Origin of the sequence: Aeromonas sp. Lyrl_2 (genome assembly GCF_051948815.1) — a bacterium.
In the GTDB taxonomy this organism is placed as follows: domain Bacteria; phylum Pseudomonadota; class Gammaproteobacteria; order Enterobacterales; family Aeromonadaceae; genus Aeromonas; species Aeromonas veronii.
Map to the genome: position 1 here is coordinate 26,129 of NZ_JAYJLJ010000003.1, position 25,450 is coordinate 51,578.

Sequence of the window (25,450 nt, forward strand, 5' to 3'; positions counted from 1 at the left end):
AGCACTTTCATGAGCAAACAGATGAACACATCCATCAAGCACACGCTGGTCTGCGCCGCCCTGTTCAGTGCGCTGGGCGCAACCTCCCAGGCACAGGCCGGTGATGCCAAAAACGTCATTCTCTTTATCGGTGATGGCATGGGCCCCACCGTGCTCACCGCCACCCGCCTGTTCAAGGTGGGGGAAGAGGGCAATCTGGAGATGATGAAACTGCCGCGCAGTGCCCGCATCAAGACCTTCTCCAACGATGCCCAGACCACCGACTCGGCCCCCTCCATGGCGGCCTACACCACCGGGGTCAAGATGAACAACGAGGTGATCGCCATGAGCAGCGACACCAAAGCCGTCGCCCCCGGCAAAGACGTCAATGGCAACAAAACCGTCAACAATTGCAGCAGCGACAACGGCAAGCCGGTGCCCACCATCCTGGAGCTGGCCAAGGCGGCAGGCAAATCGGTCGGGGCCGTCACCACCACCGAGCTGACCCACGCTACTCCGGCGGCCACCTACGCCCACATCTGCCATCGGGATGCCGCCTATGACATCGCCGCACAAGCTGTTCCGGGAGGCGCTGGTTTCAACCAGGCGCTTGGGGATGGGGTCGATGTGCTGATGGGCGGTGGTGCCAACCACTGGACCCCCTACAGCGCCAGTAACAAGGGCGGTCGCAATGACAACCGCGACCTGACCGCAGAGATGAAGGCGCAGGGATACAGCTATGTCACCACCCAAAGCGAACTGGCCAAGGTCACCAGCGGCAAGGTGCTCGGTCTGTTCAGCAGCAAATCCCACCTCGACTACGAGCTGGATCGGGTCGCCAAGGGGGCTGCCAATACCCAGCCGTCGCTCTCCGAGATGACCGCCAAGGCGATCGACCTGCTGAGCAAGAACAGTCAGGGTTACTTCCTGATGGTAGAAGGCGGCCGGATCGATCATGCCCTGCACGGCACCAATGCCAAGCGCTCGCTCACCGACGCGGTGGCACTGGATGAGGCGGTCAAGACGGCGCTGGGTAAAGTGGATCTCAGCAATACCCTGATCGTGGTCACCGCCGACCATGACCACACCATGACCATTAACGGCTACTCCGCCAAGGGCAATCCGGTGCTGGATCTGGTGAAAAATGGCGATGGCTCGACCCAGAACGACGTGGATGGCAAGCCCTTCACCACCCTGGTGTTCGGTAACGGCCCCAACCGCCCCGATGTGCGCCCCGTCCTCACCAGCGATCAGGTGATGGCCAATGACTACCTGCAGGAGACCGGCGTCAAACTGACATCGGAAACCCACGGCGGCGGCGATGTGATGCTGTTTGCCGATGGCGCCGGCAGCAACCGCTTCAAAGGCACTCTGGATAACACCAAGGTGTTTGGCAAACTGCGGGAGGCGCTCGGCCTGTAAGCAGCAGGGGCCCGGGTGCATCTGAGCAATTGACTCAGCGGCCCGGGCCCCGGCTCTTTCGAGCGACAGATGATGATGCGACTTTTGCTTTCGTTATGGCTGCTTGGCAGCCCCCTCGCCTTCCCCCTGCATGCTGACGACACGCCCCCGGATCTCGCCGCCCGGATCAGCTATCACGACCGGAACACCGGCAGCGATGGCATCGCCAGAGAGAGTGTCTGGCAAGAGAAGTGGCTGCGCGTGGGCAATCAGGTGTGGAGCCAGCGGCTCATTCCCCTCCCCCTTGCCCGTGCCTATCACGCCACTCACGACGCCACGCCCGGCCACAAGCACTTTACCCACCAGATGACGGCCCGCTGGGTCAGTCGCAGTGATGAGGGTGAACTTCAGCTGCGTTATGCCGACAGCTGGCACAACCAGCTGGTTGAGGTGCCGGTGGAAGAGTATGGCCAGGTGGCCTTCAAGCCCGACTGGCTGCGGATCCGCCATCTCGTCAACCCGGTGCTGATCGAGGGGATGACCCCGCTGGATGAGGCCGCCCCCGAGCAGGCCCGCTGGTATGAAAAGCGCGAAGGGCAGCAACGAACCCGCATTCTCTGGTCGAGTCAGTGGCAGATCCCGCTGGTAGTCGAATCGGCCAGTCTCGACGGCTATCGCAGCTACCGGATGGAGGTAACCCTGCGCAAGCTGCCTGCTCAGCTCCCCTGGCAGCAACTCGCTGATTACGAAGTGCGCGATCTGCGGGATTTCTTCGACTGAGATCCCAACCCCTAAGCGGGCACAACGACAACGCAGGCAGGAATGTTACACTCTGCATATTCGACTCTGGCTCACGACCTTGATGCGCGCTCTCTGCCTGCCCTTTTTTGCCCTGCTGTTATTGCTGGTACACACCGGTGCCCAGGCTATTGTACTGGTGGCGGCCGAGCTGCCCCCTTACGTCATTCAGTCCTCCCATGGTAAACCCAGCGGGGTGGGTATCGAGATCATGGAGGAAGCAGCCCGCCGTCTAGACGAGCCGCTTACTATCGAGCTGATGCCACTTCCACGTGCACTGACCCAGACAATTCACCGCCCCGATGTCTTGATGATACCGCCCGTGCGAAGCAGTCAGCGAGAGCACCTATATCAGTGGGTAACGCCCATCCTCGATGAACAGTTTTTGATCGTCAGCGATCGCCGGTTTCACCCAAAAGCACTGAAAAGCAGCGATTTGAAAAACCTTGATGTGGGCGTGCTGCGCTACTCGTTTGGTCAACACCTACTCAAGCAACGCATCGGGATCCGGGGAGAGACAGTGGCAGATGAGCAACTAAACGCTCATAAACTCCATCGCGGTCGCATTGATGCCTGGGTCGCCGCATGGAATGTCATCCTGTATGCCCAACAACAAGACAAACGCTCATCACAACAGCTGGTTCGCGGGGAAGTGTTGATGAACACCCAACTGTTTCTGGCCGCTCACAAGGATTTCCCCTTCAAACAGGCGCAGCGCTGGCAAGCCGTGATAGACGAGATGCGCCATGATGGCACACTGGCGCGGATCATCCGTCAGTACAACTATCAGGCTCCTGAGTAGTCACTCAATCACGGTTGCCAAGGCCGGCCAGAATGGTTATGGTAGCCCCATGAAAATACTCGCTATTTCCTCGCATTTGCTCACACCCTGCTGAGCCCCCGCCTCGCTCCTTCGGCCGCGAGTCGCTTGGGGGCATGGCATTTTCAATCGATTGAACCTGTTGAATCCATTTTTGTAACACTTTGCGTGATGGCCAACCTGCACCCGCCGGTATGGGCCTATCCGCTATTGATAAGGAATATCTTATGAAACAACCTCATCTGGTTATCTCCAGCCTTGATCTGGATCGTATCGAACAACTGCTTGGCAACCACCCGCAACATCTGGCCCTGCAAGAGGAGCTGGACCGCGCCGAGATCCGCGAACCGGCCGACATGCCGCCGGACGTGGTCACCATGAACAGCAAGGTACGCTTCAAGATGCAGAGCAGCGGCAACGAGTTCTGCCTCACCCTGGTCTATCCGCGCGATGCCGAGGGCGACGAGAGCAACATCTCGGTACTGGCGCCGGTAGGCAGCGCCCTGCTCGGCCTGAAAGTGGGCGACAGCATCGCCTGGCCGGGCCCGGCAGGTCGCACCATCGAGGTAGAAATTCTGGAAGTGGTCTATCAGCCGGAGCGCGCCGGCGAGCTGCACCGCTGAGTCCCTCGGGCTGGTCATCCCCCTGTTGATCAGCCCGCTTGCTCGCCCTTGCCAGCTGATCCCGATCAAGCTTTGCGCACCTTGCCCCCGGTTTTTAGCCCCTTTTCCTGCTGCTGCTTGAGCCTGACTCGGGGGGCAGGTATCTTGTTGGCCGCGTCATGGTCATGACGCACCGAATTTCAGGCTGACATCATGATAAAAATTGCCCTCATCGACGATCACCAGATCGTCCGATCCGGTTTTGCCCAACTGCTCAATCTGGAGCCCGACCTGCAGGTGGTCGCCGAATTCGGCTCCGCCAGCGACGCCCTTGCCGGTCTGCCCGGCAGCGGGGCGCGGGTCTGTGTCTGCGACATCTCGATGCCCGACCAGTCGGGACTGGATCTGCTCAAGCTGCTCCCCTCCGGCCTTGCGGTGGTGATGCTCTCGGTGCACGACAGCCCGGCCCTCATCGAGCAGGCCTTGCAAACCGGCGCCAAGGGGTTTCTCTCCAAACGCTGTAGTCCGGACGAGCTGATCGCTGCCGTGCGCACCGCCGCCCAGGGGGGGTGTTATCTTACGCCGGACATCGCCCAGAAACTGGCCAGCAGCAGCCGGGATCCCCTCACCAATCGGGAGCGGGAGATTGCCCAGTTGCTGGCACAGGGGCTGGAGGTGAAGGCCATCGCCGAGCAGCTCGGCCTCTCCCCCAAGACGGTGCACGTCCATCGCGCCAACCTGATGGACAAGCTCAAGGTCAGCAACAACGTCGAGCTGGCCCACCGTATGCTGGATAGCTGGTGATCTCCCGTTTTGCCAGCTATGTCGCCATCGCGCTGGCGGCCTGTTTCATCTTTGCCGCCGGCTGGTTTTGCCTCTGGAGCATCAGCCTGCATCTGGCGGGTGGCCCGGCGCTGGCGGTGCTGCTGTTCCCCTTCGGCCTGCGCCTCGGGTTGCTGCTGCAAAGTCCCGGCCACTACTGGCCGCCGCTGTTGCTGTGCGAAGGGCTGCTGCTCTACTGGCTCAATCTGGAAGTGGGGCTGCCCCACTGGCCTTGGCTGGTCGTGGGCAGTCTGCTGACCCTGATACCGCTGCTGATTGCCCGCCGCCAGCAGGTGCGCAACGACTGGCAGCAACTGTTGCTGCTGCTCGCCACCGTCACGGCGGCGGCGCTGCTGCAAGCCCTGCTCTGGCATCTGGCCGGGGAAGATGGCCTCTCGGCCCTGCTGCTCAGCCTCACCGGCGGGCTGACGCTGACCTCCACCTGCATGCTGATCTGGCACTACCTCACCCGCGCCACTTGGGTGCCACTGGGGCCTGCGCTGGTGGATCAGCCGGTGGAGTGGCGCTTTCGCCATCTGGTCTGGTATCTGCTGCTGTTCGTATTGAGCCTCTGGCTGCAACTGGGATTGCCCAACTCGCTGGTACGCTTCACCCCGTTTTGTCTGGCCATCCCCATCATCGCCATGGCGTGGCGCTACGGCTGGCAAGGGGCGCTGCTCGCCACCCTGATGAACACCATCGCCCTGCTGGCCAGTCAGGCCTGGCACGATCACCCGCTGGATCTGCTGCTCTCCCTGCTGGCCCAGAGCCTCACCGGCCTGCTGCTCGGCGCCGGGATCCAGCGCCAGCGCGAACTCAATCAGGCGCTGACCCGCCAGCTCGCCCACAATCGCCAGCTCACCGAGCGGCTGCTGGAGACAGAGGAGAGCATCCGCAAGGAGGTAGCGCGCGAGCTGCACGACGACATCGGCCAGACCATCACAGCCATTCGTACCCAGGCCGGGATCGTGCGCCGCCTCGCCCCCGATAACGCAGGTGTCGGTCAGAGCAGTGCCCTGATCGACACACTGTCGCTCGGGATCTATGACGCGGTGCGCGGCCTGCTCGGGCGGCTGCGCCCGCGCCAGCTCGACGACATGACTCTGGAACAGGCGGTACGGGCACTGCTCAGAGAGCTGGAGCTGGAACGTCACGGCATCGTCACCCGTCTGGAATGGCAGCTGGCGGATGGGAATCTCTCGGATGCCCAGCGGGTCACCCTGTTTCGGGTCTGTCAGGAGGGGCTCAACAACGTGGTCAAACATGCCAACGCCCACTCGGTCACCATTCGCGCCCGTGCCAGCGGCGAGCAGTTGCAACTGGTGCTGGAAGATGATGGCCGCGGTCTGCCGGAAAGCCGCCCGCAACAGGGCTATGGCCTGCTCGGCATTCGCGAGCGGGTACAGGCCCTCGGGGGCAGTTTGCAACTCTCCTGCATCCACGGCACCCAGCTGACGGTCAACCTGCCCAGTCGCAGACGGGAAGAGAGTCATGGCTAATCACCACCAGAGGGCCTGCCTGTGCTGAGTTTTATGAGAAGCGCGCCGCCCCGGCCCCTTATCCGGGATCAGGCCGAGATCGATGCCACCTATCGCCACTGGCGGCTGCACCTGCTGCTGACCATGTATCTGGGCTACGCGGTCTTCTACTTCACCCGCAAGAGTTTCAACTTCGCCATGCCGGACATGCTGGCGAGCGGCATGCTGGACAAGTCCGACATTGGCATGCTGTGGACCCTGTTCTACATCACCTACGGCTGCTCCAAGTTCTTCTCCGGCATCATCAGTGACCGCGCCAACCCGCGCTACTTCATGGGCGTCGGGCTGATGGCCACCGGCGTTATCAACATACTGTTCGGCCTCTCGTCGGCACTCTGGATGTTTGCCGCCCTTTGGGTCGCCAACGCCTTCTTCCAGGGCTGGGGCTGGCCCCCCTGCTCCAAGCTGCTCACCAGCTGGTATTCGCGCACCGAGCGTGGCGTCTGGTGGTCGGCCTGGAACACTGCCCACAACGTCGGCGGCGCGCTCATCCCCCTTATCGTCAGCACCATCGCCCTGCAACATGGCTGGCGCTACGGCATGATAGTGCCCGGCCTTATCGCCATCATCGCGGGGTTATTCCTCTGCTGGCGGCTGCGTGATACCCCGGCCGCCATGGGGTTGCCGTCGGTGGGCGAGTGGCGCAAGGATGCGATGGAGCTGGCCCAGCAGACTCAGGATGCGGGGCTCTCCCATCGCCAGATCCTGCGCAAATATGTGCTGGGCAACCCCTATATCTGGCTGCTCGCCTGCTGTTACGTGCTGGTCTATGTGGTGCGCACCGCCATCAATGACTGGGGCAATCTCTACATGACCGAGCAGCGCGGCTTCAATCTGATGAGCGCCAACTCGGCCATATCCATGTTCGAGGTAGGGGGCTTTATCGGTGCTCTGGTGGCGGGCTGGGGATCGGACAAGCTGTTCAACGGCAACCGTGGCCCGATGAACCTCATCTTTGCGGTGGGGATCCTGTTGGCGGTGGGGTCACTCTGGCTGATGCCCTTCTTCAGCTATGTAATGCAGGCGGCCTGCTTCTTTACCATCGGCTTTTTCGTGTTTGGCCCGCAGATGCTGATCGGCATGGCAGCGGCGGAGTGCTCCCACAAAAACTCGGCGGGAGCGGCCACCGGCTTTGTCGGTCTCTTTGCCTACATGGGGGCGGCGCTGTCGGGCTATCCGCTGGCCAAGGTGATGGAGATCTGGCACTGGAACGGCTTCTTCGTGGTGATCTCGGTGGCAGCGGGTGTCTCGGCACTGCTGCTGCTCCCCTTCCTCAAGGCGCAGGCACCGCGCCCCCAGCCTGCCGAGATAACGTAATACCGGACTTAACGGGAGTTACACCTCCCGACCAGCCTGACAGACCCGGTTCTTGCCTTGCCGCTTGGCGCTGTAGAGCGCATGGTCGGCCTGAGTGAACAGAGGGTCAAAGTGCCACTCCCCTTGCCAGTGGGAGAGTCCCATGCTGACCGTGATGGAGAGGCCGCCCATGTTGCGGTTCGCGACCTCCTCCAGCAATCCCTCGCAGCGCTGCAGGGCCAGCACGCCGGGCTGCGAGAAGAGCAGCACAAACTCCTCGCCACCGAAACGACTGCACACCAGATCGGGCTGACTACCCAGATAGGCACCGAGCTCGGCCAGCACCCGATCACCCACCTCATGGCCATGCTGGTCATTGATCTGCTTGAAATCATCGATGTCGAGCACCGCCAGCGCGCCACTGTCACCCCACTTTTGCTGCTTCAGCTGCTCCATAAAGCCACGCCGGTTGAGCAGACCGGTAAGAGGGTCGTGGCTAGCCTGCTGGCGCAAAGCCAGCGCACGGTACTGGGTACAGAGCAGCAGCACCCCGAAGGTGGAGAGATAGCTCCCCATCAGCATGGAGAGAAAGGGCAGCACATTGACCCCGCTCTTATCCATCAGCATCTGTACGTTGTCCTGCCAGAGGAACCAGAGCCGCATCAAGTAGAAGGCGTAGAGCAGCACGTTGACCAGGGTAAAGACCATCACCGCCGGCAGATAGTGGGGGTAACCGTGGCGCCAGACCAGATAGACGATCACAGCACCCAGCACCATGTAACTCAAGCAAGCCAGCAACACCCGGGATGCCATCCCCCCCTCCACAATGCACCAGCTCAGAAGCAGCAGATAGACCAGCATGAAGAGCCCCCCGGCACGCCAGTTCGGGGGCTGTCCGAAAAAGCGCTGCAGCGCCGGCGGCATCAACACAATGCAGAACGTGATCAGGGTATTGGCCAGCCAGATGCCGGAGGGGCTGGGGAAAAATGCCTGTAACGAGAAAAGTATCTGGGCCACCAGCGCACAGAGACTGGACCACCACCATAACCCGATGCCCGGGATCTCCCGGTGGGTCGACCAGATAATGGAGAGCGTGATAAACCCGAGGCTATATCCCCCCAATGCCATCACCATCAGGGTAAATACATCCAGCTTCAGCAACAACGAGACATGCATATCAAAACCAGGCAGAGGGAGGTAAGTGAGTATATGAGAACCGTTTGCCAAGACCCAGAGACCCTGACTGTTTTCACAATAAAAACATATTGTTCGTCTGTTTTTCACACCACCAGATAACTCACACCATTCCGCTATAGCAGGTTTGAGATATGCAAGAAAGATAAGCCCAACCAGACTCGAGCCACATACGAGCCCCTCTCTATGTAACAAAATGTCTTGGGGATAATTTGGGCTTGAACCCACTCAATTAGATAGATATGTTGTTTTCGTGTGATTTTATGAATGAAGCCATGAGCAATAAATGTCTCTAACCTGTTGAGTCTTCTGACACAATCTGTTTTTGGTACATTTTTCACTCAACCACTATTCATAGCATCTCATATGGGGCTTTTGTCCCGCACAAGACATTCATCCTGTCTTGCCTGTTGCCGGATGCAGCAGTCTCTTGTGCCACGGAGTCGCACGGGATCAGGTTCAAGGCCGAACACACCACCGACAGAGACGTCACTTATGATCAAAAAACTGATTCTTTCTACCCTGCTGTTTTGCGGGATCGCCACGGCGGCCCCGACCCCTGCCCCCACCTCCACCCTGGATGCCGTGCTCGAACGCGGCGTGCTGCGGGTTGGCTTCGACGCTGGCTATCAACCCTTCGAGATGACCAACAAGCAGGGCCAGTACATCGGCTTTGACGTGGATCTCGCCAAGATGGTCGCCAAAGAGATGGGCGTGAAGGTCGAGTTCGTCAACACCGCCTGGGATGGCATCATTCCGGCGCTGCTGACCAACAAGTTCGACGTCATCATGGGCGGCATGACCGTGACTCCCCAGCGCAACCTGCGAGTCAACTTCGCCGATCCTTACATCGTGGTCGGCCAGACCATCGTCCTGCGCAAAGAGAAGGCGGGCGAAATCAAATCCTTCACCGACCTCAACGACCCGAAATACAAGATCGCGGTCAAGCTCGGCACCACCGGCGAGCAGGCAGTCAAGCGCCTGATCCCCAAAGCTACCCTGCTGCAGTTTGAAACCCAGGATGACGCCAAGCTGGAAGTGATCAACGGCAAGGTCGATGCGTTCGTCTATGACCTGCCCTACAACGCTATTTTTGCCTCCCAGAATCAGGGCGCCGTGGTGCACCTCGACAAGCCGTTCACCTTCGAGCCGCTGGCCTGGGCCATCCGCAAAGGGGAGCAGGACACTCTCAACTGGTTCAACAACTACCTGCGCCAGATCAAGGGCGATGGCAGCTACGACCGTCTCTACAAGAAGTGGTTCGAATCCAACGCCTGGCTGAATCAGCTCAAATAACCTCCGGGGGGCGGCACATGCCGCCCCTGCACCACGCAGCTCCCCACACAATAACGAGAAGAGGTTGTGACTGTGCACACACCCAAACCGACAAGACAGATGGAAAAACAGCCCAATCAGCTGCTCTGGCATGGGGTTTTCCTGCTGATGCTGCTGGTTGCCGTATTCGGCATCTACAAGGCTGTCCAGTCAGTGGATTACACCTGGCGCTGGGAACGCATTCCCCAATACATCGCCTATCAGGCGGAGCAGAAGAATCTGGCCGAATTTGACGGCACCGTGATCGCGGGTACCAGTGAGGCCGAGAAGGGCAAGCTGTTCCTGCAAGACGATCTCGACCCCAATGTGCGGCAAGCCATCGCCAGCACTGGCGTACAAGTCGCCGAAGGGGATACCGTTTTTCGTGGCGATACCCTCGACACCCAACTGAGCTGGACCGCAGGCCCCATCGCCTGGGGCGTCTGGGTCACCGTCAAGCTCTCGCTGGTAGCAGGCATCTTCGCCATCCTGCTCGGCACCCTGGCCGGGCTGGCCCGACTCTCCCCCAACCCGGCCCTGCGCAATCTGGCCGTCACCTATGTGGAGCTCATTCGCGGCACCCCGCTGCTGGTGCAGATCTTCATCGTCTACTTCTTTATCGGCACCGTGCTGAACCTCGATCGCTTCACTGCCGGGGTCGCCGCGCTGGCCGTCTTTACCGGCGCCTATGTGGCGGAGATCGTCCGCGCCGGCATCAGCTCCATTCACAAGGGGCAGATGGAGGCGGGTCGCAGTCTGGGCCTCACCTCGGCCCAGACCATGCGCTACGTCATCCTGCCGCAGGCGTTCAAACGGGTGCTGCCGCCACTGGCGGGTCAGTTCATCAACCTGATCAAGGACTCCTCGCTGGTGTCGGTCATCTCCATCACCGATCTGACCAAGGCGGGACGCGAGGTGGTCAGCTCTACCTTCAGCCCGTTCGAGGTGTGGTTCACCGTGGCGCTGCTCTATCTGGTGCTCACCGGCACCCTCTCTTTTCTGGTACGCCGTCTCGAGGTGAAATATGCGCGCAGCAACTGATCCCATCATCAAGGCGACCGGCGTAGAGAAGTTCTACGGCAGCGAAGTACATGCCTTGAAAAATGTCAGCACCGAGGTGGCCGAAGGGGAAGTGGTGGTGATCGTCGGCCCCAGCGGCTCGGGCAAATCCACCTTCCTGCGCACCCTCAACCAGCTGGAGACCATCAACGACGGCAATATCGTGGTCGACGGTATCTGCCTGACCGAGCCGGGCGATGTCAACAAGCTGCGGGAAGAGGTGGGCATGGTGTTCCAGTCCTTCAACCTCTTTCCCCACCTGACGGTGCTGGATAATATCTGCCTCGCTCCGCAGAAGGTGCGTGGCCTGTCACGCCGTGAGGCCGAAGACAGGGCCAAGGCGCTGCTGCTGAAAGTGGGGCTGTCGGTGAAAGCGGCCAGCTATCCCTCCCAACTCTCCGGCGGTCAGCAACAGCGGGTGGCCATTGCCCGGGCACTTGCCATGCAGCCGCGCATCATGCTGTTTGACGAGCCGACCAGTGCGCTGGACCCCGAGATGGTGGGGGAAGTGCTGGATGTGATGAAGGGGCTGGCTCGCGAGGGGATGACCATGGTGGTGGTGACCCACGAGATGGGCTTTGCCCGCGAGGTAGCGGATCGGGTGCTCTTTATGGAGAGTGGCGAACTGCTGGTAGATGAAAAACCGGCCGACTTCTTCGACAATCCCCCCTCCCCGCGCCTGCGCCAGTTCCTGAGTCAGGTGCTGTAGCCAACACGCTCTGCTGGATAAACGAAGAGGGACCGCAAGGTCCCTCTGCTTGTGTGTCACGCTGAGCAGGCTTAACCCAGCTGAACCCGAGTGCCCATCTCATCGGCTCAGCGCGGGGACTTTCCCAGATAGCGCTCCACGATCACTTTTACCCCGTCACGTTTTTTGAGCTGATAGAGCTCCTTGTCAAACTGGTCGATAAAGGCCTGTTTGTAGGGGTACTCCCCCTTGCGGCTATAGCCGAGAAACCCCTGCTCCTTGCTGAGCACCGGCCCCTGTTTGAGCAGGGACATATCGGCCACCGCCAGCTGATCGGCCTTTATCATGTTGAGCAACTCATAGAGCAGGGAGAGGCGATCATTGATGGTGCAATCGACCCGGCCGCGGACAATCTTGAGCAGGTTCTCCCGATTGCTTTTCACCTCCTCCACGTCGATCTGCTTCTCTTTTACTGCCTGCCAAAAGGCATCGCCGCCGACGGCAAAACCGGCGTTCATGCCAAAGCGTAAACCATGATAGTCGAGCGGAAAGCTGGCCTGCGGGGTATTGGCCGCCACACTGGCGCCGCACATCACCACCAGCTCCTCATCCAGCATCGGCTGGGAGTAGGGCCACATATAAGGGCGGGTATCGGGCATGTAGTAGGGTGGAAAAATGGCGAAGGCAGCCCCCTGCTCCACCATGCTCAGACCGCGCCGCCACGGCATGGGCTTGAGCACCACCTCATAGTCAGGCATGGCAGAGGTTACCTCTCGGATGATGTCGGCATAGATCCCCCTGACCTCCTCCCCTTCCTGCCAGGAGTAGGGAGGATAGGCGGCATCCGCCAGGATCTCGACCCGGGTCTTGGCGTGCGCCATCATGCACAACCCCAGCAACAAGCAACACCAGACGCGCATAAGCCAGCACCTCCTGAAAAAGCCTGCATCAAGCATAGCCATCCAGCGCGCCTTCCTCTGCTGCCGCGCCATATTTCATGCCATCTCTTCGTTGGCTGAAAAATGTTAATGAAATATTAAAACCATCCTTTATGCTGGAGAGCAATTGCTCTGAATGGATGGCCGCATATGGATGTGCAACTGCTTTTGCTCTACCTCTCCCCGATTTTTCTGGCCTTTATCGGCTGGGAGATGCTCTACCTGCGCAAACATGGCGCGGCCTTTCCCACCGCCACCTACCAGTGGCGGGATCTGTTCGCCAACGCCGCGCTGGCCCTGATGCACCAAGGGGGCGATGCGCTGGCCGCCATCGCCATTGCTTATCTGTATGACACCCTCTGGGGCTGGCGACTGTTCGATATCGAGCTGAATCTCTGGAGTGTGCTACTGCTGTTCCTGTTGCAGGATCTCTGTTACTGGCTGTTCCACTTCACCAGTCACCATGTTCGCTGGCTGTGGGCCTCCCACGTGGTGCACCACAGCTCGGAGCGGCTCAACCTCTCCACCGCTTTTCGCCAGAGCCTGATGTATCCCATCTCCGGCATGTGGCTGTTCTGGATCCCGATGATTGTCATCGGCTTCCCGCCCGAGGCGGTGGTCGCCACCGTGCTGCTGAGCCTGGGCTTCCAGTTCTTCATCCACACCCAGGTGGTAGGCAAGCTCGGCTGGCTGGAGTGGATCTTCAACACCCCCTCCCACCACAGGGTGCACCACGCCAGCAACGCCAAATACATAGACCGCAACTTCGCCGGGGTGCTGATCATCTGGGATCGGCTGTTTGGCACCTTTGTGGAAGAAGACCCTGCCGAGCCGTGCCGCTTCGGCATCACTAAGCCGATCCACAGCTTCAACCCCCTCACTCTCACCTTCCACGAGTGGCGCGACATGCTGCGCGACGCCCGTGGCCTACCCTGGCGACAAAAACTCGCGGTGCTGTTTGGCAAACCGGCCGGACCTGCCAGCAGCTGAGCCTTCGCACCGGATAGCAAGTCCCTGATAACAAGAGAGCGCCACGGTGGCGCTCTCTTTTATGGTCAGTCATATCTTCGATATCAGAGATGGGCAAACGACCAGACGGCGGGGATCAGGCTCAGCAAGGTCACTCCGGCCAACAGCCGCTCGCGACCACTCAGGCAAAGATCTGCGCCCAGCTGACGACGGCTGTAGAGAAACAGCAGCAGACCCGGCCCGTAGAGCAACAACGACAGCAGCAGATACTCCACCCCGGCGGCATAGAGCAGCCAGAAGCCGTAACTGCTCGACACCAGTGCCACCGCCCGCATCAGGCCTCGGCCCTGCCCGCGATCCCCCTTCCTGCTGAACGAAAGCTTGAGCAAGAACAGGCCGATCAGCAGGTAGGGCACCAAAATCATCGAGGTAGAGATAAGCAGCAGGCTGGTGTAGCCCTTGCCGAGCAGCCACACCAGCAGCAGGCAAGTCTGCACCGTCAGGCTGGTGAGCCAGAGCGATGCGATAGGCGTCCCGTTGCGGTTCTGGCGCCGGAAGATGGCGGGAAACGCACCGTGTCGGGCCGCGCTGAACGGTACCTCCGCCGAGAAGAGGGTCCAGCTCACGTAGGAGGCGAGCACCGAGACGATAAGGCCGACGCTGATGAACAGCTTGCCCCAGGAGCCGGTCATCTGGGCCATCAGCCCTGCCATGGAGGGGTTGGGCAGCGCCGCCAGCTCGGGTCGGCTCAATATTCCGAGCGCCAGCACCGAGATAAGCACATAGAGCAGCAGTGCCAACACGACCCCCAGTACGGTGGCCGTGCCCACATCCCGCCGGTTTCTGGCGCGGGCCGACAGCACCGCTGCCCCCTCGATACCGGTGAAGACCCAGAGAGTGATCAGCATGGTGTTGCGCACCTGCTCGGAAACCGGCACCGCCAGGCTACTGCCCTGCTGATCCGCCGCGAAGGTGACCGGATCGAACAAGTAGCAGGCAAACAGGATAAACAGCAGCAGCGGCAGGCTCTTGGCCAGAGTCGCCACCAGATTGAACAGCGCCGCCTGCTGCACGCCGCGGGCCACCAGCAGGTGCACCGCCCAGAGGATGCAGGACTCGCCGACAAACGCCGCCAGGGTATTGCCGTCACCAAACCAGATCTGCTCGGGGGTATCGATAAAACTGCCCAGCGCCGCAAAAGCGATGACCAGATAACCCACCACGCCGATGGTGGCGCAGAGCCAATAACCCCAGGCGGAGAAGAAGCCCACCAGATCGCCGAAACCGGCGCGGGCATAGCTGTAGATGCCGCCATCGAGATCCGGCCTTAACCGCGACAGATAGAGAAAACTCATGGCGAGCGCCACTATGCCCACCCCGGTCACGCCCCAACCGATCAGCACGGCGCGCGCGCCTGCCACCTCGGCCATGTTCTGCGGCAGGCTGAAGATCCCCGCCCCCACCATGGAGCTGAACACCAGCGCGGTGAGAGACCAGAGCCCAATCTTGTTCTCTTTCATGGGGACTCCTTAGCGCAACCGGCTGCTCAGCGCCTGAATATGCTCGGGGCCGATACCGCAGCAACCACCGATAAGATTCGCCCCGGCCGCACGCCAGCGTTCGGCCCAGCCAAGGTAATCCAGCGGTCTCAGGTCGGTGCGGATCTCGTCCAGCCCGTCGTTGGCGGTGGCCTCCTTGGGTTGCGGCGGGAAGGCGTTGGCATAGGCACCGAGGCGAATGTCAGCGCGGCCCAGCGTCTGCAATCGGGTGCGGGCAACCTCGAGGGCCCCTTCGATCACCTCGGGCTGACAGCAGTTGAACAGGATGGCGTCCACTCCAGCCGCCACCAGCGCAGTCACAGCATCGGCTACCCGCTCACCGGAACGCAGTAGCGGCTCGTTGCCCGGCGCCTCATCTTCCAGGGTGAAAGAGACCCAGAACGGCTTGCCGTCATCAGGCAGCAGCGCTTTGAGGGCCAGTGGCTCGGCGATGAGGCTCATGGTCTCGGCCAGCCAGATATCCACATGGGGGGATAGTGCCCGGATAAGCGGGATAGCCAGCTCGCTCACCTTGTCCGCCTTGAACAGATCGGCACGGTAGGAGCCAAACAGCGGAGGTAGGGAACCCGCCACCTGCACGGCGCCCTTCTGCTCGTCAGCCACCTCGCGGGCCAGTTGCCCGGCCAGCGCCGCCAACCCCTCACCGTCGGCAAAGAAACGCTCATCGCCGATATGAAATGGCACCAGCGCATAGCTGTTGGTGGTGATGACCCGGGCACCGCTCGCCACATAGGCCTGATGCACGTCACGCACAGTCTCTGGCGCCTCCATCAAGGCCAGCGCCGACCACTCGGGTTGACGAAACGGTGCCCCCCGCCGTGCCAACTCGCGCCCCATGCCCCCATCCAGCACCCACAATTTCCTGGTTTCCATCTGTCGTGTCTCTTAGTTATGTGCGTTGTTTATTTGCGTATTTTTCTGTTTGTTTTGTTGATCTGCGGTTTCACATCGAATCGCTGCAGATCGTCCTGCTTCATCCTGGGAAGCCCTTTTATTACACAGCCATAAAAACATATGGATGTTTAGATGGCCAAAACAAGATAAAGCAAAGCGCCACGGGCGGCAATCAGTATCAGCAGAAATCAGCGTGCAAACGGCGAGGCAAACGCAGAAATGCAAGAGGCCACCCGAAGGTGGCCTCATCACAATCTTGATCCGCTGGTAACTTAACGCCCGGCCAGCACTCGCTTAATCTGTTTGACCCAGTCGGAGACCCGACCCTGCTGCGGCAAACCGCGCCAGATCTGCTCCCACTGGGCAGGGCTGAGCGGACGACCGAGGCGACGTTGCACACCCGCATAGAGGTAGTCATGGGCCGTGGTGGCCGCATGCTCGGAGGTGAGGAATTTGGAGACCGGATCGGTCAACCGCACATCCCGCATGCCGAGCAGCGGATAGTCGTTGTGCACCGCCGCCAGCATGGTCTCGCGCATGGCGGACTCGATGTAGCCACGAGCAAACAGGGCGGTCACCGACTCCAGCGACCCCTGATCCGGGCCGTGATACTGCTCGTCAAAGACCGGGCTCGGCTCGGCCATGCCGCTTTGTACCACCGCATCGGGATCCGGCTGCGGCACCACCACGGCAGGCTTGGGGGCAACCGGCTTGGCTACCACAGTGGCTTTACGCGGCGCACTCTGGCTACAGGCACCCAGTGCCAGGGCGAGCGCGACACAGGCCAGCGCACGGGAATGAGACTGCATCTTCATGACTCTTATGTCGCTCCTTTTACGATTCCTGAGCTGGCTTCTCGGCCACCGCCGGTTCGACCCGGGTAACCAGCAGCTGATCAATCTTGTAACTGTCGATATCCACCACTTCGAACTTGTAACCGGCGTATTTGACCGAGTCAGTGCGCTTGGGGATCTTGCGCAGCATATACATGATAAAGCCGGCGATGGTCTCGTAGTTCTGGTTCTCGGGGAACTCTTCGATATCGAAGGCGCGCATCACGTCGGAGATGGGGGTAACCCCGTCCACCAGCCAGGAGTTCTCGTCGCGCTGGACGATCTGCTCTTCCACCACGTGAGTCGCCCACTCGCCCATGACAGTACTCATCAGGTCATTCATGGTGACAATCCCCACCACCAGCGCGTACTCGTTCATCACCACGGCAAAGTCGCCACGATGATTCTTGAAGTACTCCATCGCCTCATAGAGGTTCAAGGTATCGGGGATGATGATGACGTTCTGCACCAGGTTGCCACCGATCAGGTCGATGCTCTGGCCGCCGATAACGCGGATCAGAAGCTCTTTGGCATCGACAAAGCCCTTGATGCTGTCGAGGTTGTGGTCACAGACCAGAAACTTGTTGTGGGGATGTTCGGCGATCTTCGCTTTGATGCTCTCTTCACTCTCTTGAAGGGTGAAGTAGATGAGGCTCTCGCGGGCCGTCATGGCAGAGGTGACACCAAGGGACTGCAACTCGAACACGTTCTCGATGAGCTGATGCTCCTCGCGCTGGATAACCCCCGCCTCAGCACCGGCATCCATCACCGCATAGATATCGTCGGAGGTGATCTCGTCGTTACGCACCGTGGAGACGCGCATCAGACGGAACAGGAAGTTCGCCAATCCGTTGAAGACCCACACCAGCGGCATCAACACGGTGACGAAGAAGAGCATGGGGCGCACCACCACCACGGCAATCTGCTCGGGCATGGTCATGGCCAGACGCTTGGGCATCAGGTCGGCGATGAGGATAAACATACCGGTGACGAACACGAAGGAGGCACCGGAGCTGATCTCGCCAAGCCAGGGGCCCTGGTAGAACTGGGTGACAATCCCCTTGATGGCGGGGTTGAGGGCAGACTCACCCAGGATACCGCCCAGAATGGCGACGGTATTGAGGCCAATCTGCACCACGGTGAAAAAGTTGCCCGGCTGGGCCTGCAGGGCCAGCACCTTTTCGGCCTGGCGATTTCCTTCATCCGCCATCACCTGCAATTTGATTTTGCGAGACGCGGCGAGAGAGATCTCGGAGAGGGAGAAGAACACACTGCCGCCAACCAGCAGCATTAAAAAGAACAAACTATCGGCAAAACTCATGATTAACCTATTGCTACACCCGCCTTAGCACAAGACGGCAAACTGGGCCCGGGAGACCGGACCGTGAGCCCATCCGGGACTCACACAGGGGGAGTATTCTATCAGAAAACAGCCAGTTGGGGGCTTTATCTTACTCCGACCAGTTATGCAACAAAAAAGGCGCTTCACGCGCCTTTTTATTCACTTCCGGTTAGCCCTTGCCCAGCAAGGTGCCCAGATCATCCGCCTTGGTGTGGCGCACATCCTTGCCTTTCACGTAGTAGACGATGTACTCGCAGATGTGCTGGCAGCGATCGCCGACCCGCTCGATGGCACGCGCCGCCCACAGGACGTTGAGAACCTGGGGGATGGTGCGGGGATCTTCCATCATATAGGTCATCAGCTCACGGATGATGGACTCGTACTCACGGTCTACCTTGTCATCTTCCTTGTAGACCGCCAGCGCCGCATCCAGATCCATGCGGGCGAAAGCGTCGAGCACATCGTGCAACATCTTGATGGTGCGACGGCCCATGTTCTCCAGCGACACCAGCGGCGGCTGCGGCTTGTTGGCGTTGTCGGTCAGCATGCGGGCGATCTTGTCGGCCACGTCGCCAATGCGCTCCAGATCGGTGATGGTCTTGATAATGGCCATTACCAGTCGCAGGTCGGAGGCAGTCGGCTGACGCTTGGCGATGATGCGGGTGCACTCTTCGTCGATCGCCACTTCCATCGCGTTGACCTTGTGGTCGTTGGCCACGATCTTGCGGGCCGCATCGAGATCCTGATCGTGGATCGCCGCGATGGCGTCGGTGAGCTGCTGCTCTACCAGACCGCCCATCACCAGCACCTGGTTGCGCACGCTCTCTAGCTCGGCATTGAACTGACCGGAGATGTGTTTATTGAGATTCATATTGTCCATACAAATAATCCTTGATTGCTCCGATTATGCCTTAGCCGTTGAACCGACTGCCAATCTGTTTGCTGAGATTCATCCTCTCCTCTCCTTAGCCGTAACGACCGGTAATGTAATCTTCGGTCTTTTTCTTGGCCGGGGTGGTGAAAATGGTGTTGGTATCCGAGTACTCGATAAGCTCGCCCATATACATAAAGGCGGTCTGATCCGACACACGCGCAGCCTGTTGCATGTTGTGGGTCACGATCACCACGGTGAACTGGCTCTTGAGCTCGTTGATCAGCTCCTCGATGGTGAGGGTGGAGATGGGGTCGAGCGCCGAGGTCGGTTCATCGAGCAGCAACACTTCCGGCTCGATGGCGATGGCACGGGCGATCACCAGACGCTGCTGCTGACCACCGGAGAGACCGAAGGCGTTGTCATGCAGACGATCCTTCACCTCGTCCCACAAGGCCGCACCGCGCAGGGAGCGCTCGGCCGCTTCATCCAGAGTGCGACGATCGTTGATCCCCTGCAGGCGCAGACCATAGACCACGTTCTCGTAGATGGACTTGGGGAACGGGTTCGGGCGCTGGAACACCATGCCCACCTGACGGCGCAGGGCGGAAACATCAACGCTCTTGTCATAGATGTTATGGCCGTGCAGTTGGATTTCTCCCTCGATGCGGCAGATCTCCACTAGGTCGTTCATCCGGTTGATGCAGCGCAGCAGGGTCGATTTGCCACAGCCTGACGGGCCGATAAAGGCGGTCACCTGCCCTTTGGGGATCTTCATGTTGACGTTGAACAGCGCCTGCTTGCTGCCGTAGTACAGGTTGAGATCCTTCACCTCCAGCGCGGTCTGCTCCGGGGTCAGGTTGAGCAGGTCCAGCGCGGTGTGCTGGGTAGACGTGGTCGTTACGTTGATCATCTGTTACCTCAAAATCTATCTGGAGTGGCCGGACAGCTGCCGGCGCCCCTCACGTATTGGTGCAGAGAGATGGCGGCTCGCGCTCGGCCGCCCCTCTGTTATCTCACTCTTGTATCACTCAAGCGGCGCCGGATTAATGCTCCAGCGACCGGAATTTCTCGCGCAAGTGGTTACGAATACCGATAGCGGTCAGGTTCAGACCCACGATCACCGTCACCAGCAGGAAGGAGGTGGCGTAGACCAGCGGGCGGGCCGCCTCGACGTTGGGGCTCTGGAAGCCGACGTCATAGATGTGGAAGCCCAGGTGCATGAACTTGCGCTCCACATGCAGATACGGGAAGTTGCCATCCATCGGCAGGGTCGGTGCCAGTTTCACCACCCCCACCAGCATCAGCGGCGCCACTTCACCGGCCGCACGGGCAATCGCCAGAATAAGGCCGGTCATGATGGCCGGGCTCGCCATCGGCAGCACGATGCGCCACAGGGTTTCGGCCTGGGTCGCGCCCAGTGCCAGCGAGCCCTGACGGATGGTGCTCGGGATCCGCGCCAGCCCCTCTTCGGTGGAGACGATCACCACCGGGAGGGTCAGGATAGCCAGGGTCAGCGCCGACCAGATCACGCCGGGTGAACCAAAGGTCGGGCTCGGCAGCGCTTCCGGGTAGAACAGCTGGTCTAACGAACCGCCGAGTGTGTAGACGAAGAAGCCCAGACCAAACACGCCGTAAACGATGGAGGGCACGCCCGCTAGGTTGATCACCGCAATGCGGATGATCTTGGTCAGACTGTTCTTGCCCGCATATTCGTGCAGGTAGACTGCCGCTACCACCCCCAGCGGGGTCACGATGATCGCCATCAGGAACACCATGAACACAGTGCCGAAGATGGCCGGGAACACCCCGCCCTCGGTGTTAGCTTCACGGGGATCGTCAGAGACGAACTTGCCGATCTGGTGGAACCAGTGACCCACCTTGGCCAGCAGGCTCATGTCGTTGGGCCATACCACGTCCAGTACCTTGGACATCGGCATGGTCACCAGCTCGCCACGCATATCCTTGACGGTGATGGCGTCGCGGTCCGCTTGGCTACGCAGTGAGAAGAGCTCTTTTTCCAGCACCTGATAGCGATCGTTGAGGGCCTGACGCTCGCTGGCCAGTTCGGCTTTGAGCTGATCGGTCAGCTTGTCATCCAGCTCGGCCTTGCGCTCTTTCAGGCGCAGCCGCTCCAGTTGATAGTTGATGCTGCCGATGTCCCCTTTTTGCAGATCGTTGGCCTGTTCTGAAAGGGCATTGGCTCGCGCCAGCACCCGCTGCAGGGCAGGATGCAGATCAGAGGTGAGCTCGCGGCCATCCTCTTTCACCCCGACGATATAGCCATAGAAGTTGCCGTTGGTGGCACGCTCAACCATGGCCAGCTCAGCCGGCTGGCTCTGGGACTTGATGTCCGTCTCCAGCACCCAGCGAAAATCGAGGTCAACGAACTCGCGGTTGCCGGTCTTGACCAGATAGCGGGTCAGCAGCTCGCGCTCTTCCCCTTCCAGCGCCAGACCTGCGGCGCGCAGTCGCTCCACCGGTACCTGCTCGCGATCGTTGATCTCGCCGATCAGTACGCTCTTGTTGCCGCTGGCGTCTTCCAGCTGCCACTCATAGATGGGGTGCGGCCAGAAGTAGACCAGACCACGCCAGCCGATCAGCAGCAGCAGACCCAGTACCGCCACCAGACTCAGGCTGACGGCACCGCCGGTCATCCAGATCCAGGGGGCCCCTGATTTAAACCACTTACCCATTGTCGATTCCTTGTCCATTACAGAGTCGCCCCTTACATCGAGCTGTATTTTTCACGCAACCGCTGACGGACAAACTCGGCCAGGGTGTTGAACAAAAAGGTGAACACAAACAGGACGAAGGCCGCGAGGAACAGTACCCGATAGTGGGAGCTGCCCACTTCCGATTCCGGCATCTCCACCGCGATGTTGGCGGCGAGGGTGCGCAGCCCCTGGAACATGGAGAAGTCCATGATGGGGGTGTTGCCGGTAGCCATCAGCACGATCATGGTCTCGCCCACGGCGCGGCCAAGCCCCATCATCACCGCAGAGAAGATGCCCGGGCTGGCAGTGAGGATCACCACCCGGCTCAGGGTCTGCCACGGGGTGGCCCCCAGTGCCAGCGAGCCTTGGGTCAGATGCTTGGGCACCGAGAAAACCGCATCTTCAGCAATGGAGAAGATGGTGGGGATGACCGCAAAGCCCATGGCGATACCGACCACCAGCGAGTTGCGCTGGTCAAACTTGATACCCATTTCGTGGGTCAGCCAGATGCGCGAATCGCCGTGCATAAAGGCATTCTCGATGAGCGGGCTCAGGGCGAAGGCCCCCCAGCCAATCAGCAGCAGCACCGGGATCAGCAGGATGGCGTGCCACCCCTCCGGCAGCCAGGACTTGCCGCGCTCCGGCAGATAGTTCCAGAGCAGTGCAGTCAGCAACATCCCCATCGGCAGCAATATCAGCAGCAGGATCACCCCGGGCAACGCACCCTCGATGATCGGCGCCAGCCACAGACCCGCTAGGAAGCCCAAGATAACAGTCGGCAGCGCCGCCATGATCTCGACCGTCGGCTTGACGTATTTGCGCAGCCCCGCCGACATGAAGTAGGCGGTATAGATGGCACCGGCCACGCCGAGCGGTACAGCAAACACCATGGCGTAGAAAGAGGCTTTCAGCGTACCGAATACCAGCGGCACCAAACTCAGCTTGGCTTCAAAGTCGTTGCTGGCGGAGGTGGATTGCCACACATACTGGGGCTCCGGATAGCCTTCGTACCACACCTGTTGCCAGAGGGCAGACCAGGTCACTTCGGGGTGTTCGTTCTCCACCGAGAAGAGCTTGAAGCTGTTCCCTTGCTGCATCAGCAACAGGTTGTGACGGGGGGAGATGGCCAGGGCAGAGAGTTCGCCCCCTTCCACCGTCTCGGTCAGCAGCTTGGTCTCGCCAGTGGCATGGAAGAAACTGATGATGCCGTCCTTGTCGGCACTGATGAAGCCTTTGCGAAAGTGCTCGGGAGTCAGCAGATCTACCGCGCCATCGCCCTTGAAGTCACGAATTTGGGTGAACTGGCGTTTGCCATCCTTCGCCACTTCGAACCACTGTGAAATCACGCCGTTGTCATTACCCACCAGCAGTGAAGAGGCGCCGGAGAGCAGCTGAACCCGGGTCACATTGGCGTTGGGGGCATTGATCTCCAGCACGTTGCGCAGGGAGATTTCGCTCAGGTTATGAATGTCATAGACGGAGAGGCGATTGCCCTCGCGCACGAACAGGATCCGCAGATTGGGGGTCAGCAACATCTGATCCACATGGCGCGGCAGGGAGGGAATCGTGTAGTTTTCACTGCTCCACTCAATCTCCCCGGAGATGAAGTTCTCCTCACCGCTCATCACCGTCATCACACCACGACCATCTTCGGTCACGGCGGCGGTCGCCATCTTGTCCTTGGTGGCTTCGAACACCATCAGTTGCAGCGCCTTCCCTTGCGGGTCGATCACCACCGGCTCTTCGCCGAAGGGATATTGCAGGCTGGGCTCAATCACCCGCACATCGTTGGGATAGGAGACCTTGAACGCTGGCTGGACGACCTGCGCCTTGCCATCGGCAAAGCCGTAAGCGATCAGCCGCTGGCCCGGTGCCGGGGTCGCTACCGTGGTGATGTCACCAGCAACCTGAGCCTGACCCAGTGACTGGCCGACCTTGATCTTGTCATCTCCCTGCACCGCAAAGAAGTTGACCTGCCCTTTATCGCTGAAGCGATAGCCGATCTCGTTCTGCTCTTCCACGCCGAGCCAGGCGGTCTTCCCTGCGGCAGGCAGGGTAAACGAGGCGGTCGGCTCCATGGAGGCGCCATTGAAGATGGGTTTCACCACATAGAGCAGATAAAAGAAGATAAGCAGCAGCGCCACCAGTACCAGGGCTCCGCCTGTGGTGACGCCATATTTGGCCAATTTATCCTTGATCCGGCGTTTTCTACTGCCCGCCATGACCAGGTTTAACGATTCCGATGACATGCAAGACCTCAATGTAAGCTAGGCTTCGCGGCATTATATGGCGGTTGCATGACAGTTTTGTTACATCGAGAACGCTTTAACTGAGGTTGTTAACGGAAGAATGGGCGGGGATCCCCTCGAAGGCGGTCGATCGTAATATATTGTTTATAAAGGGATATTTATGCTGATAATCAGCAAGGGCAGCCTGCGCTGCCCCCGAATGATTCAGGAAAGGGTATCGTTTGATTGTTGCAGCGCCAGTTTGGCCGCCTTTTTCTCGGCGCGACGGCGCTTGAAGAAGGCCGACAACTGGGCCGAGCAGGCATCGGCCAGCACACCGCCGGTCAGCTCGACGCTGTGATTGTGGCGCGGGTCCTGCAAGATCTCGAACACCGACCCCGCGGCACCGGTCTTGAGATCTCGGGCGCCGTAAACCACCCGCTTGACCCGGCTATGGATCAGCGCACCGGCACACATACAGCAGGGCTCCAGCGTCACATAAAGAGTGGTGTCGAGCAGCCGGTAGTTCGCCAGCTGCTTGCCCGCCGCCCGGATTGCCATCACCTCGGCATGGGCACAGGCATCGTGTTCGCTGATGGAGCGGTTCCACCCCTCTCCCACCACCTGACCATCCAGCACCAGTACGGCACCGACCGGGATCTCGCCAATCCCTTCGGCCCGGGCGGCCAATGCCATGGCATGGCGCATCCACTGTTCGTCCTGCTCGGTCTGACTCGGTATTTCTGGGACCTCTGATGGTTTCACGCCCATCCCCTCTTTATATTGTTCAATTGTGCTGTTTGCATTCTCGCTATTCATACCTGTCAGGTGAATCCATAGATAGCAGGCATGATCGCTCGCAGTGACAGGGCGGCGATTATGCCAAATCTGCACGTCAGACCCAAGCCGCATCCCGACTGAGCAATAAAGAAGCAATCGGCATCTCTATGATAAAAAAGGAGTTGCACCCGTTTGGTCATGCTATTAGACTTCCTCCCCGTCAGCCGAGTCTGACTCCGTCGGTGTGTAGCGCAGCCAGGTAGCGCATCTGCATGGGGTGTAGAGGGTCGGAGGTTCGAATCCTCTCACACCGACCATTTTCCCCGAGAATAGCCCAGTCAAAGGACTGGGCTATTTTTTTGCCTCCGATTTATCCTCCTGACAACGCCAGTCTACCAAGAACAAAAAACACTCAGAACCACTTGAATCTTTTTGCCAAACTCATTAAGATGCGCAACTTTCCGCCGGTAGACAACACAGGGAGGTGGAAACACGAGTGAAGGGATCACTGTCCGGCTTGCGTGCAACACAGGACCAGGCATGAACCAGAACACCGATTTCGCACCCGTCATTACGCTTTATTCCGTTCCTCACGACACCCCTTGCCACACCGAAAGCGAAAATGAACAGGTCATCCAGCTGGATGTGATCGATCTGGCCGAACCGGATGATGACTATTGAGCCCGGCCAGATGGCCGCTCAATCACTGGGGCATCGCCTGTACAACACACTCAGTTTCACACCCTTGGCGAGAAATCCGCAAAAAACGACAAACTGCTAATTCTATCAAGGATGGCAGTATTATTGA

The 25,450-nt window shown here is 59.8% G+C and carries 23 protein-coding genes and 1 tRNA gene; 13 read left to right on the top strand and 11 right to left on the bottom strand.

Annotated elements, in window-relative coordinates; genetic code table 11:
• Positions 1-9: 9 nt before the first annotated feature.
• From VF684_RS03145 to VF684_RS03175, 7 genes are all read left to right on the top strand, one after another.
• Positions 10-1,401, top strand: a complete 1,392-nt coding sequence (locus VF684_RS03145; protein WP_139441518.1) for an alkaline phosphatase — start codon at positions 10-12, stop codon at positions 1,399-1,401.
• A gap of 72 nt (positions 1,402-1,473) precedes the next feature.
• Complete coding sequence (locus VF684_RS03150; protein ID WP_139441569.1) at positions 1,474-2,160, top strand: hypothetical protein; 687 nt, start codon at positions 1,474-1,476, stop codon at positions 2,158-2,160.
• An 82-nt stretch (positions 2,161-2,242) separates the two neighbouring features.
• On the top strand, positions 2,243-2,980 hold the full coding sequence (locus tag VF684_RS03155; protein ID WP_139730528.1) for a substrate-binding periplasmic protein: 738 nt from the start codon (positions 2,243-2,245) through the stop codon (positions 2,978-2,980).
• 245 nt (positions 2,981-3,225) lie between these two features.
• Positions 3,226-3,621, top strand: coding sequence for a nucleoside diphosphate kinase regulator (rnk, locus tag VF684_RS03160; protein ID WP_139730529.1), 396 nt, complete (start codon positions 3,226-3,228; stop codon positions 3,619-3,621).
• Positions 3,622-3,813: 192 nt separating this feature from the next.
• The gene (gene uhpA / locus VF684_RS03165) at positions 3,814-4,404 is read left to right on the top strand and encodes a transcriptional regulator UhpA (protein WP_040099798.1); all 591 of its coding nucleotides are present in this window, start codon (positions 3,814-3,816) and stop codon (positions 4,402-4,404) included.
• Entirely contained in the window at positions 4,401-5,921 is a 1,521-nt protein-coding gene (uhpB, locus tag VF684_RS03170) for a signal transduction histidine-protein kinase/phosphatase UhpB (RefSeq protein ID WP_440173752.1), read from the top strand. Before uhpA ends, uhpB begins: the two co-directional genes overlap by 4 nt.
• Positions 5,922-5,942: 21 nt before the next feature.
• The gene (locus tag VF684_RS03175) at positions 5,943-7,277 is read left to right on the top strand and encodes an MFS transporter (RefSeq protein ID WP_021231028.1); all 1,335 of its coding nucleotides are present in this window, start codon (positions 5,943-5,945) and stop codon (positions 7,275-7,277) included.
• Positions 7,278-7,295: 18 nt separating this feature from the next.
• Here the strand turns inward: VF684_RS03175 and VF684_RS03180 are convergent, their stop codons facing one another.
• A complete protein-coding gene (locus VF684_RS03180; protein ID WP_139441520.1) occupies positions 7,296-8,432 on the bottom strand; it encodes a GGDEF domain-containing protein in 1,137 nt (378 codons plus the stop codon).
• A 513-nt stretch (positions 8,433-8,945) separates the two neighbouring features.
• On the opposite strand from VF684_RS03180, the gene VF684_RS03185 reads away from it, so the two are divergent.
• From VF684_RS03185 to VF684_RS03195, 3 genes are all read left to right on the top strand, one after another.
• Positions 8,946-9,746: a transporter substrate-binding domain-containing protein gene (locus VF684_RS03185; RefSeq protein ID WP_162516409.1), complete on the top strand. Its 801-nt coding sequence runs from the start codon at positions 8,946-8,948 to the stop codon at positions 9,744-9,746.
• 99 nt (positions 9,747-9,845) lie between these two features.
• Entirely contained in the window at positions 9,846-10,805 is a 960-nt protein-coding gene (locus tag VF684_RS03190; RefSeq protein ID WP_139441522.1) for an amino acid ABC transporter permease, read from the top strand.
• Positions 10,789-11,532 (top strand): amino acid ABC transporter ATP-binding protein, encoded by a 744-nt coding sequence (locus tag VF684_RS03195; protein WP_111899708.1) that lies wholly within the window; start codon positions 10,789-10,791, stop codon positions 11,530-11,532. Before VF684_RS03190 ends, VF684_RS03195 begins: the two co-directional genes overlap by 17 nt.
• Before the next feature lie 107 nt (positions 11,533-11,639).
• Here the strand turns inward: VF684_RS03195 and VF684_RS03200 are convergent, their stop codons facing one another.
• Positions 11,640-12,431 (bottom strand): substrate-binding periplasmic protein, encoded by a 792-nt coding sequence (locus VF684_RS03200; protein ID WP_162516410.1) that lies wholly within the window; start codon positions 12,429-12,431, stop codon positions 11,640-11,642.
• Between the two features lie 168 nt (positions 12,432-12,599).
• Here VF684_RS03200 and VF684_RS03205 point away from each other — a divergent pair, with 168 nt between their 5' ends.
• Positions 12,600-13,439, top strand: coding sequence for a sterol desaturase family protein (locus VF684_RS03205; protein WP_139441523.1), 840 nt, complete (start codon positions 12,600-12,602; stop codon positions 13,437-13,439).
• Between the two features lie 83 nt (positions 13,440-13,522).
• Here the strand turns inward: VF684_RS03205 and VF684_RS03210 are convergent, their stop codons facing one another.
• The 9 genes from VF684_RS03210 to tadA all read right to left on the bottom strand — a co-directional run bounded on the left by VF684_RS03210 (position 13,523) and on the right by tadA (position 24,633).
• Entirely contained in the window at positions 13,523-14,938 is a 1,416-nt protein-coding gene (locus VF684_RS03210) for a basic amino acid/polyamine antiporter (protein ID WP_139441524.1), read from the bottom strand.
• Positions 14,939-14,947: 9 nt separating this feature from the next.
• Positions 14,948-15,850 carry a homocysteine S-methyltransferase family protein gene (locus tag VF684_RS03215; protein WP_139441525.1) on the bottom strand — a complete coding sequence of 301 codons (903 nt, stop codon included), beginning with the start codon at positions 15,848-15,850 and terminating at the stop codon, positions 14,948-14,950.
• A gap of 293 nt (positions 15,851-16,143) precedes the next feature.
• The gene (locus VF684_RS03220; RefSeq protein WP_162516411.1) at positions 16,144-16,686 is read right to left on the bottom strand and encodes a hypothetical protein; all 543 of its coding nucleotides are present in this window, start codon (positions 16,684-16,686) and stop codon (positions 16,144-16,146) included.
• Positions 16,687-16,705: 19 nt separating this feature from the next.
• A complete protein-coding gene (locus VF684_RS03225) occupies positions 16,706-18,025 on the bottom strand; it encodes a hemolysin family protein (protein WP_100654054.1) in 1,320 nt (439 codons plus the stop codon).
• 190 nt (positions 18,026-18,215) lie between these two features.
• A complete protein-coding gene (gene phoU / locus VF684_RS03230) occupies positions 18,216-18,926 on the bottom strand; it encodes a phosphate signaling complex protein PhoU (RefSeq protein ID WP_005334097.1) in 711 nt (236 codons plus the stop codon).
• 85 nt (positions 18,927-19,011) lie between these two features.
• Positions 19,012-19,830 carry a phosphate ABC transporter ATP-binding protein PstB gene (pstB, locus tag VF684_RS03235; protein WP_005334102.1) on the bottom strand — a complete coding sequence of 273 codons (819 nt, stop codon included), beginning with the start codon at positions 19,828-19,830 and terminating at the stop codon, positions 19,012-19,014.
• Positions 19,831-19,963: 133 nt separating this feature from the next.
• Complete coding sequence (gene pstA / locus VF684_RS03240; RefSeq protein WP_005359546.1) at positions 19,964-21,613, bottom strand: phosphate ABC transporter permease PstA; 1,650 nt, start codon at positions 21,611-21,613, stop codon at positions 19,964-19,966.
• A 32-nt stretch (positions 21,614-21,645) separates the two neighbouring features.
• A complete protein-coding gene (locus tag VF684_RS03245) occupies positions 21,646-23,883 on the bottom strand; it encodes an ABC transporter permease subunit (protein ID WP_019446689.1) in 2,238 nt (745 codons plus the stop codon).
• Positions 23,884-24,087: 204 nt separating this feature from the next.
• Entirely contained in the window at positions 24,088-24,633 is a 546-nt protein-coding gene (tadA, locus tag VF684_RS03250; protein WP_050498476.1) for a tRNA adenosine(34) deaminase TadA, read from the bottom strand.
• A gap of 249 nt (positions 24,634-24,882) precedes the next feature.
• On the opposite strand from tadA, the gene VF684_RS03255 reads away from it, so the two are divergent.
• Positions 24,883-24,959: transfer RNA gene (locus VF684_RS03255), tRNA-Pro, on the top strand.
• 223 nt (positions 24,960-25,182) lie between these two features.
• Positions 25,183-25,323: a hypothetical protein gene (locus VF684_RS03260; protein WP_162850464.1), complete on the top strand. Its 141-nt coding sequence runs from the start codon at positions 25,183-25,185 to the stop codon at positions 25,321-25,323.
• The last annotated feature ends 127 nt before the right edge of the window (positions 25,324-25,450 follow it).

What these genes read in the sequence shown, in the direction of transcription:
- VF684_RS03145 (WP_139441518.1), top strand. Translation starts at nt 10, where the DNA reads ATGAGCAAACAGATGAACACATCCATCAAGCACACGCTGGTCTGCGCC.
- VF684_RS03150 (WP_139441569.1), top strand. Translation starts at nt 1,474, where the DNA reads ATGATGCGACTTTTGCTTTCGTTATGGCTGCTTGGCAGCCCCCTCGCC.
- VF684_RS03155 (WP_139730528.1), top strand. Translation starts at nt 2,243, where the DNA reads ATGCGCGCTCTCTGCCTGCCCTTTTTTGCCCTGCTGTTATTGCTGGTA.
- rnk (WP_139730529.1), top strand. Translation starts at nt 3,226, where the DNA reads ATGAAACAACCTCATCTGGTTATCTCCAGCCTTGATCTGGATCGTATC.
- uhpA (WP_040099798.1), top strand. Translation starts at nt 3,814, where the DNA reads ATGATAAAAATTGCCCTCATCGACGATCACCAGATCGTCCGATCCGGT.
- VF684_RS03180 (WP_139441520.1), bottom strand. Translation starts at nt 8,432, where the DNA reads ATGCATGTCTCGTTGTTGCTGAAGCTGGATGTATTTACCCTGATGGTG.
- VF684_RS03185 (WP_162516409.1), top strand. Translation starts at nt 8,946, where the DNA reads ATGATCAAAAAACTGATTCTTTCTACCCTGCTGTTTTGCGGGATCGCC.
- VF684_RS03190 (WP_139441522.1), top strand. Translation starts at nt 9,846, where the DNA reads ATGGAAAAACAGCCCAATCAGCTGCTCTGGCATGGGGTTTTCCTGCTG.
- VF684_RS03195 (WP_111899708.1), top strand. Translation starts at nt 10,789, where the DNA reads ATGCGCGCAGCAACTGATCCCATCATCAAGGCGACCGGCGTAGAGAAG.
- VF684_RS03200 (WP_162516410.1), bottom strand. Translation starts at nt 12,431, where the DNA reads ATGCGCGTCTGGTGTTGCTTGTTGCTGGGGTTGTGCATGATGGCGCAC.
- VF684_RS03205 (WP_139441523.1), top strand. Translation starts at nt 12,600, where the DNA reads ATGGATGTGCAACTGCTTTTGCTCTACCTCTCCCCGATTTTTCTGGCC.
- VF684_RS03210 (WP_139441524.1), bottom strand. Translation starts at nt 14,938, where the DNA reads ATGAAAGAGAACAAGATTGGGCTCTGGTCTCTCACCGCGCTGGTGTTC.
- VF684_RS03215 (WP_139441525.1), bottom strand. Translation starts at nt 15,850, where the DNA reads ATGGAAACCAGGAAATTGTGGGTGCTGGATGGGGGCATGGGGCGCGAG.
- VF684_RS03220 (WP_162516411.1), bottom strand. Translation starts at nt 16,686, where the DNA reads ATGAAGATGCAGTCTCATTCCCGTGCGCTGGCCTGTGTCGCGCTCGCC.
- VF684_RS03225 (WP_100654054.1), bottom strand. Translation starts at nt 18,025, where the DNA reads ATGAGTTTTGCCGATAGTTTGTTCTTTTTAATGCTGCTGGTTGGCGGC.
- phoU (WP_005334097.1), bottom strand. Translation starts at nt 18,926, where the DNA reads ATGGACAATATGAATCTCAATAAACACATCTCCGGTCAGTTCAATGCC.
- pstB (WP_005334102.1), bottom strand. Translation starts at nt 19,830, where the DNA reads ATGATCAACGTAACGACCACGTCTACCCAGCACACCGCGCTGGACCTG.
- pstA (WP_005359546.1), bottom strand. Translation starts at nt 21,613, where the DNA reads ATGGGTAAGTGGTTTAAATCAGGGGCCCCCTGGATCTGGATGACCGGC.
- VF684_RS03245 (WP_019446689.1), bottom strand. Translation starts at nt 23,883, where the DNA reads ATGTCATCGGAATCGTTAAACCTGGTCATGGCGGGCAGTAGAAAACGC.
- tadA (WP_050498476.1), bottom strand. Translation starts at nt 24,633, where the DNA reads ATGGGCGTGAAACCATCAGAGGTCCCAGAAATACCGAGTCAGACCGAG.
- VF684_RS03260 (WP_162850464.1), top strand. Translation starts at nt 25,183, where the DNA reads ATGAACCAGAACACCGATTTCGCACCCGTCATTACGCTTTATTCCGTT.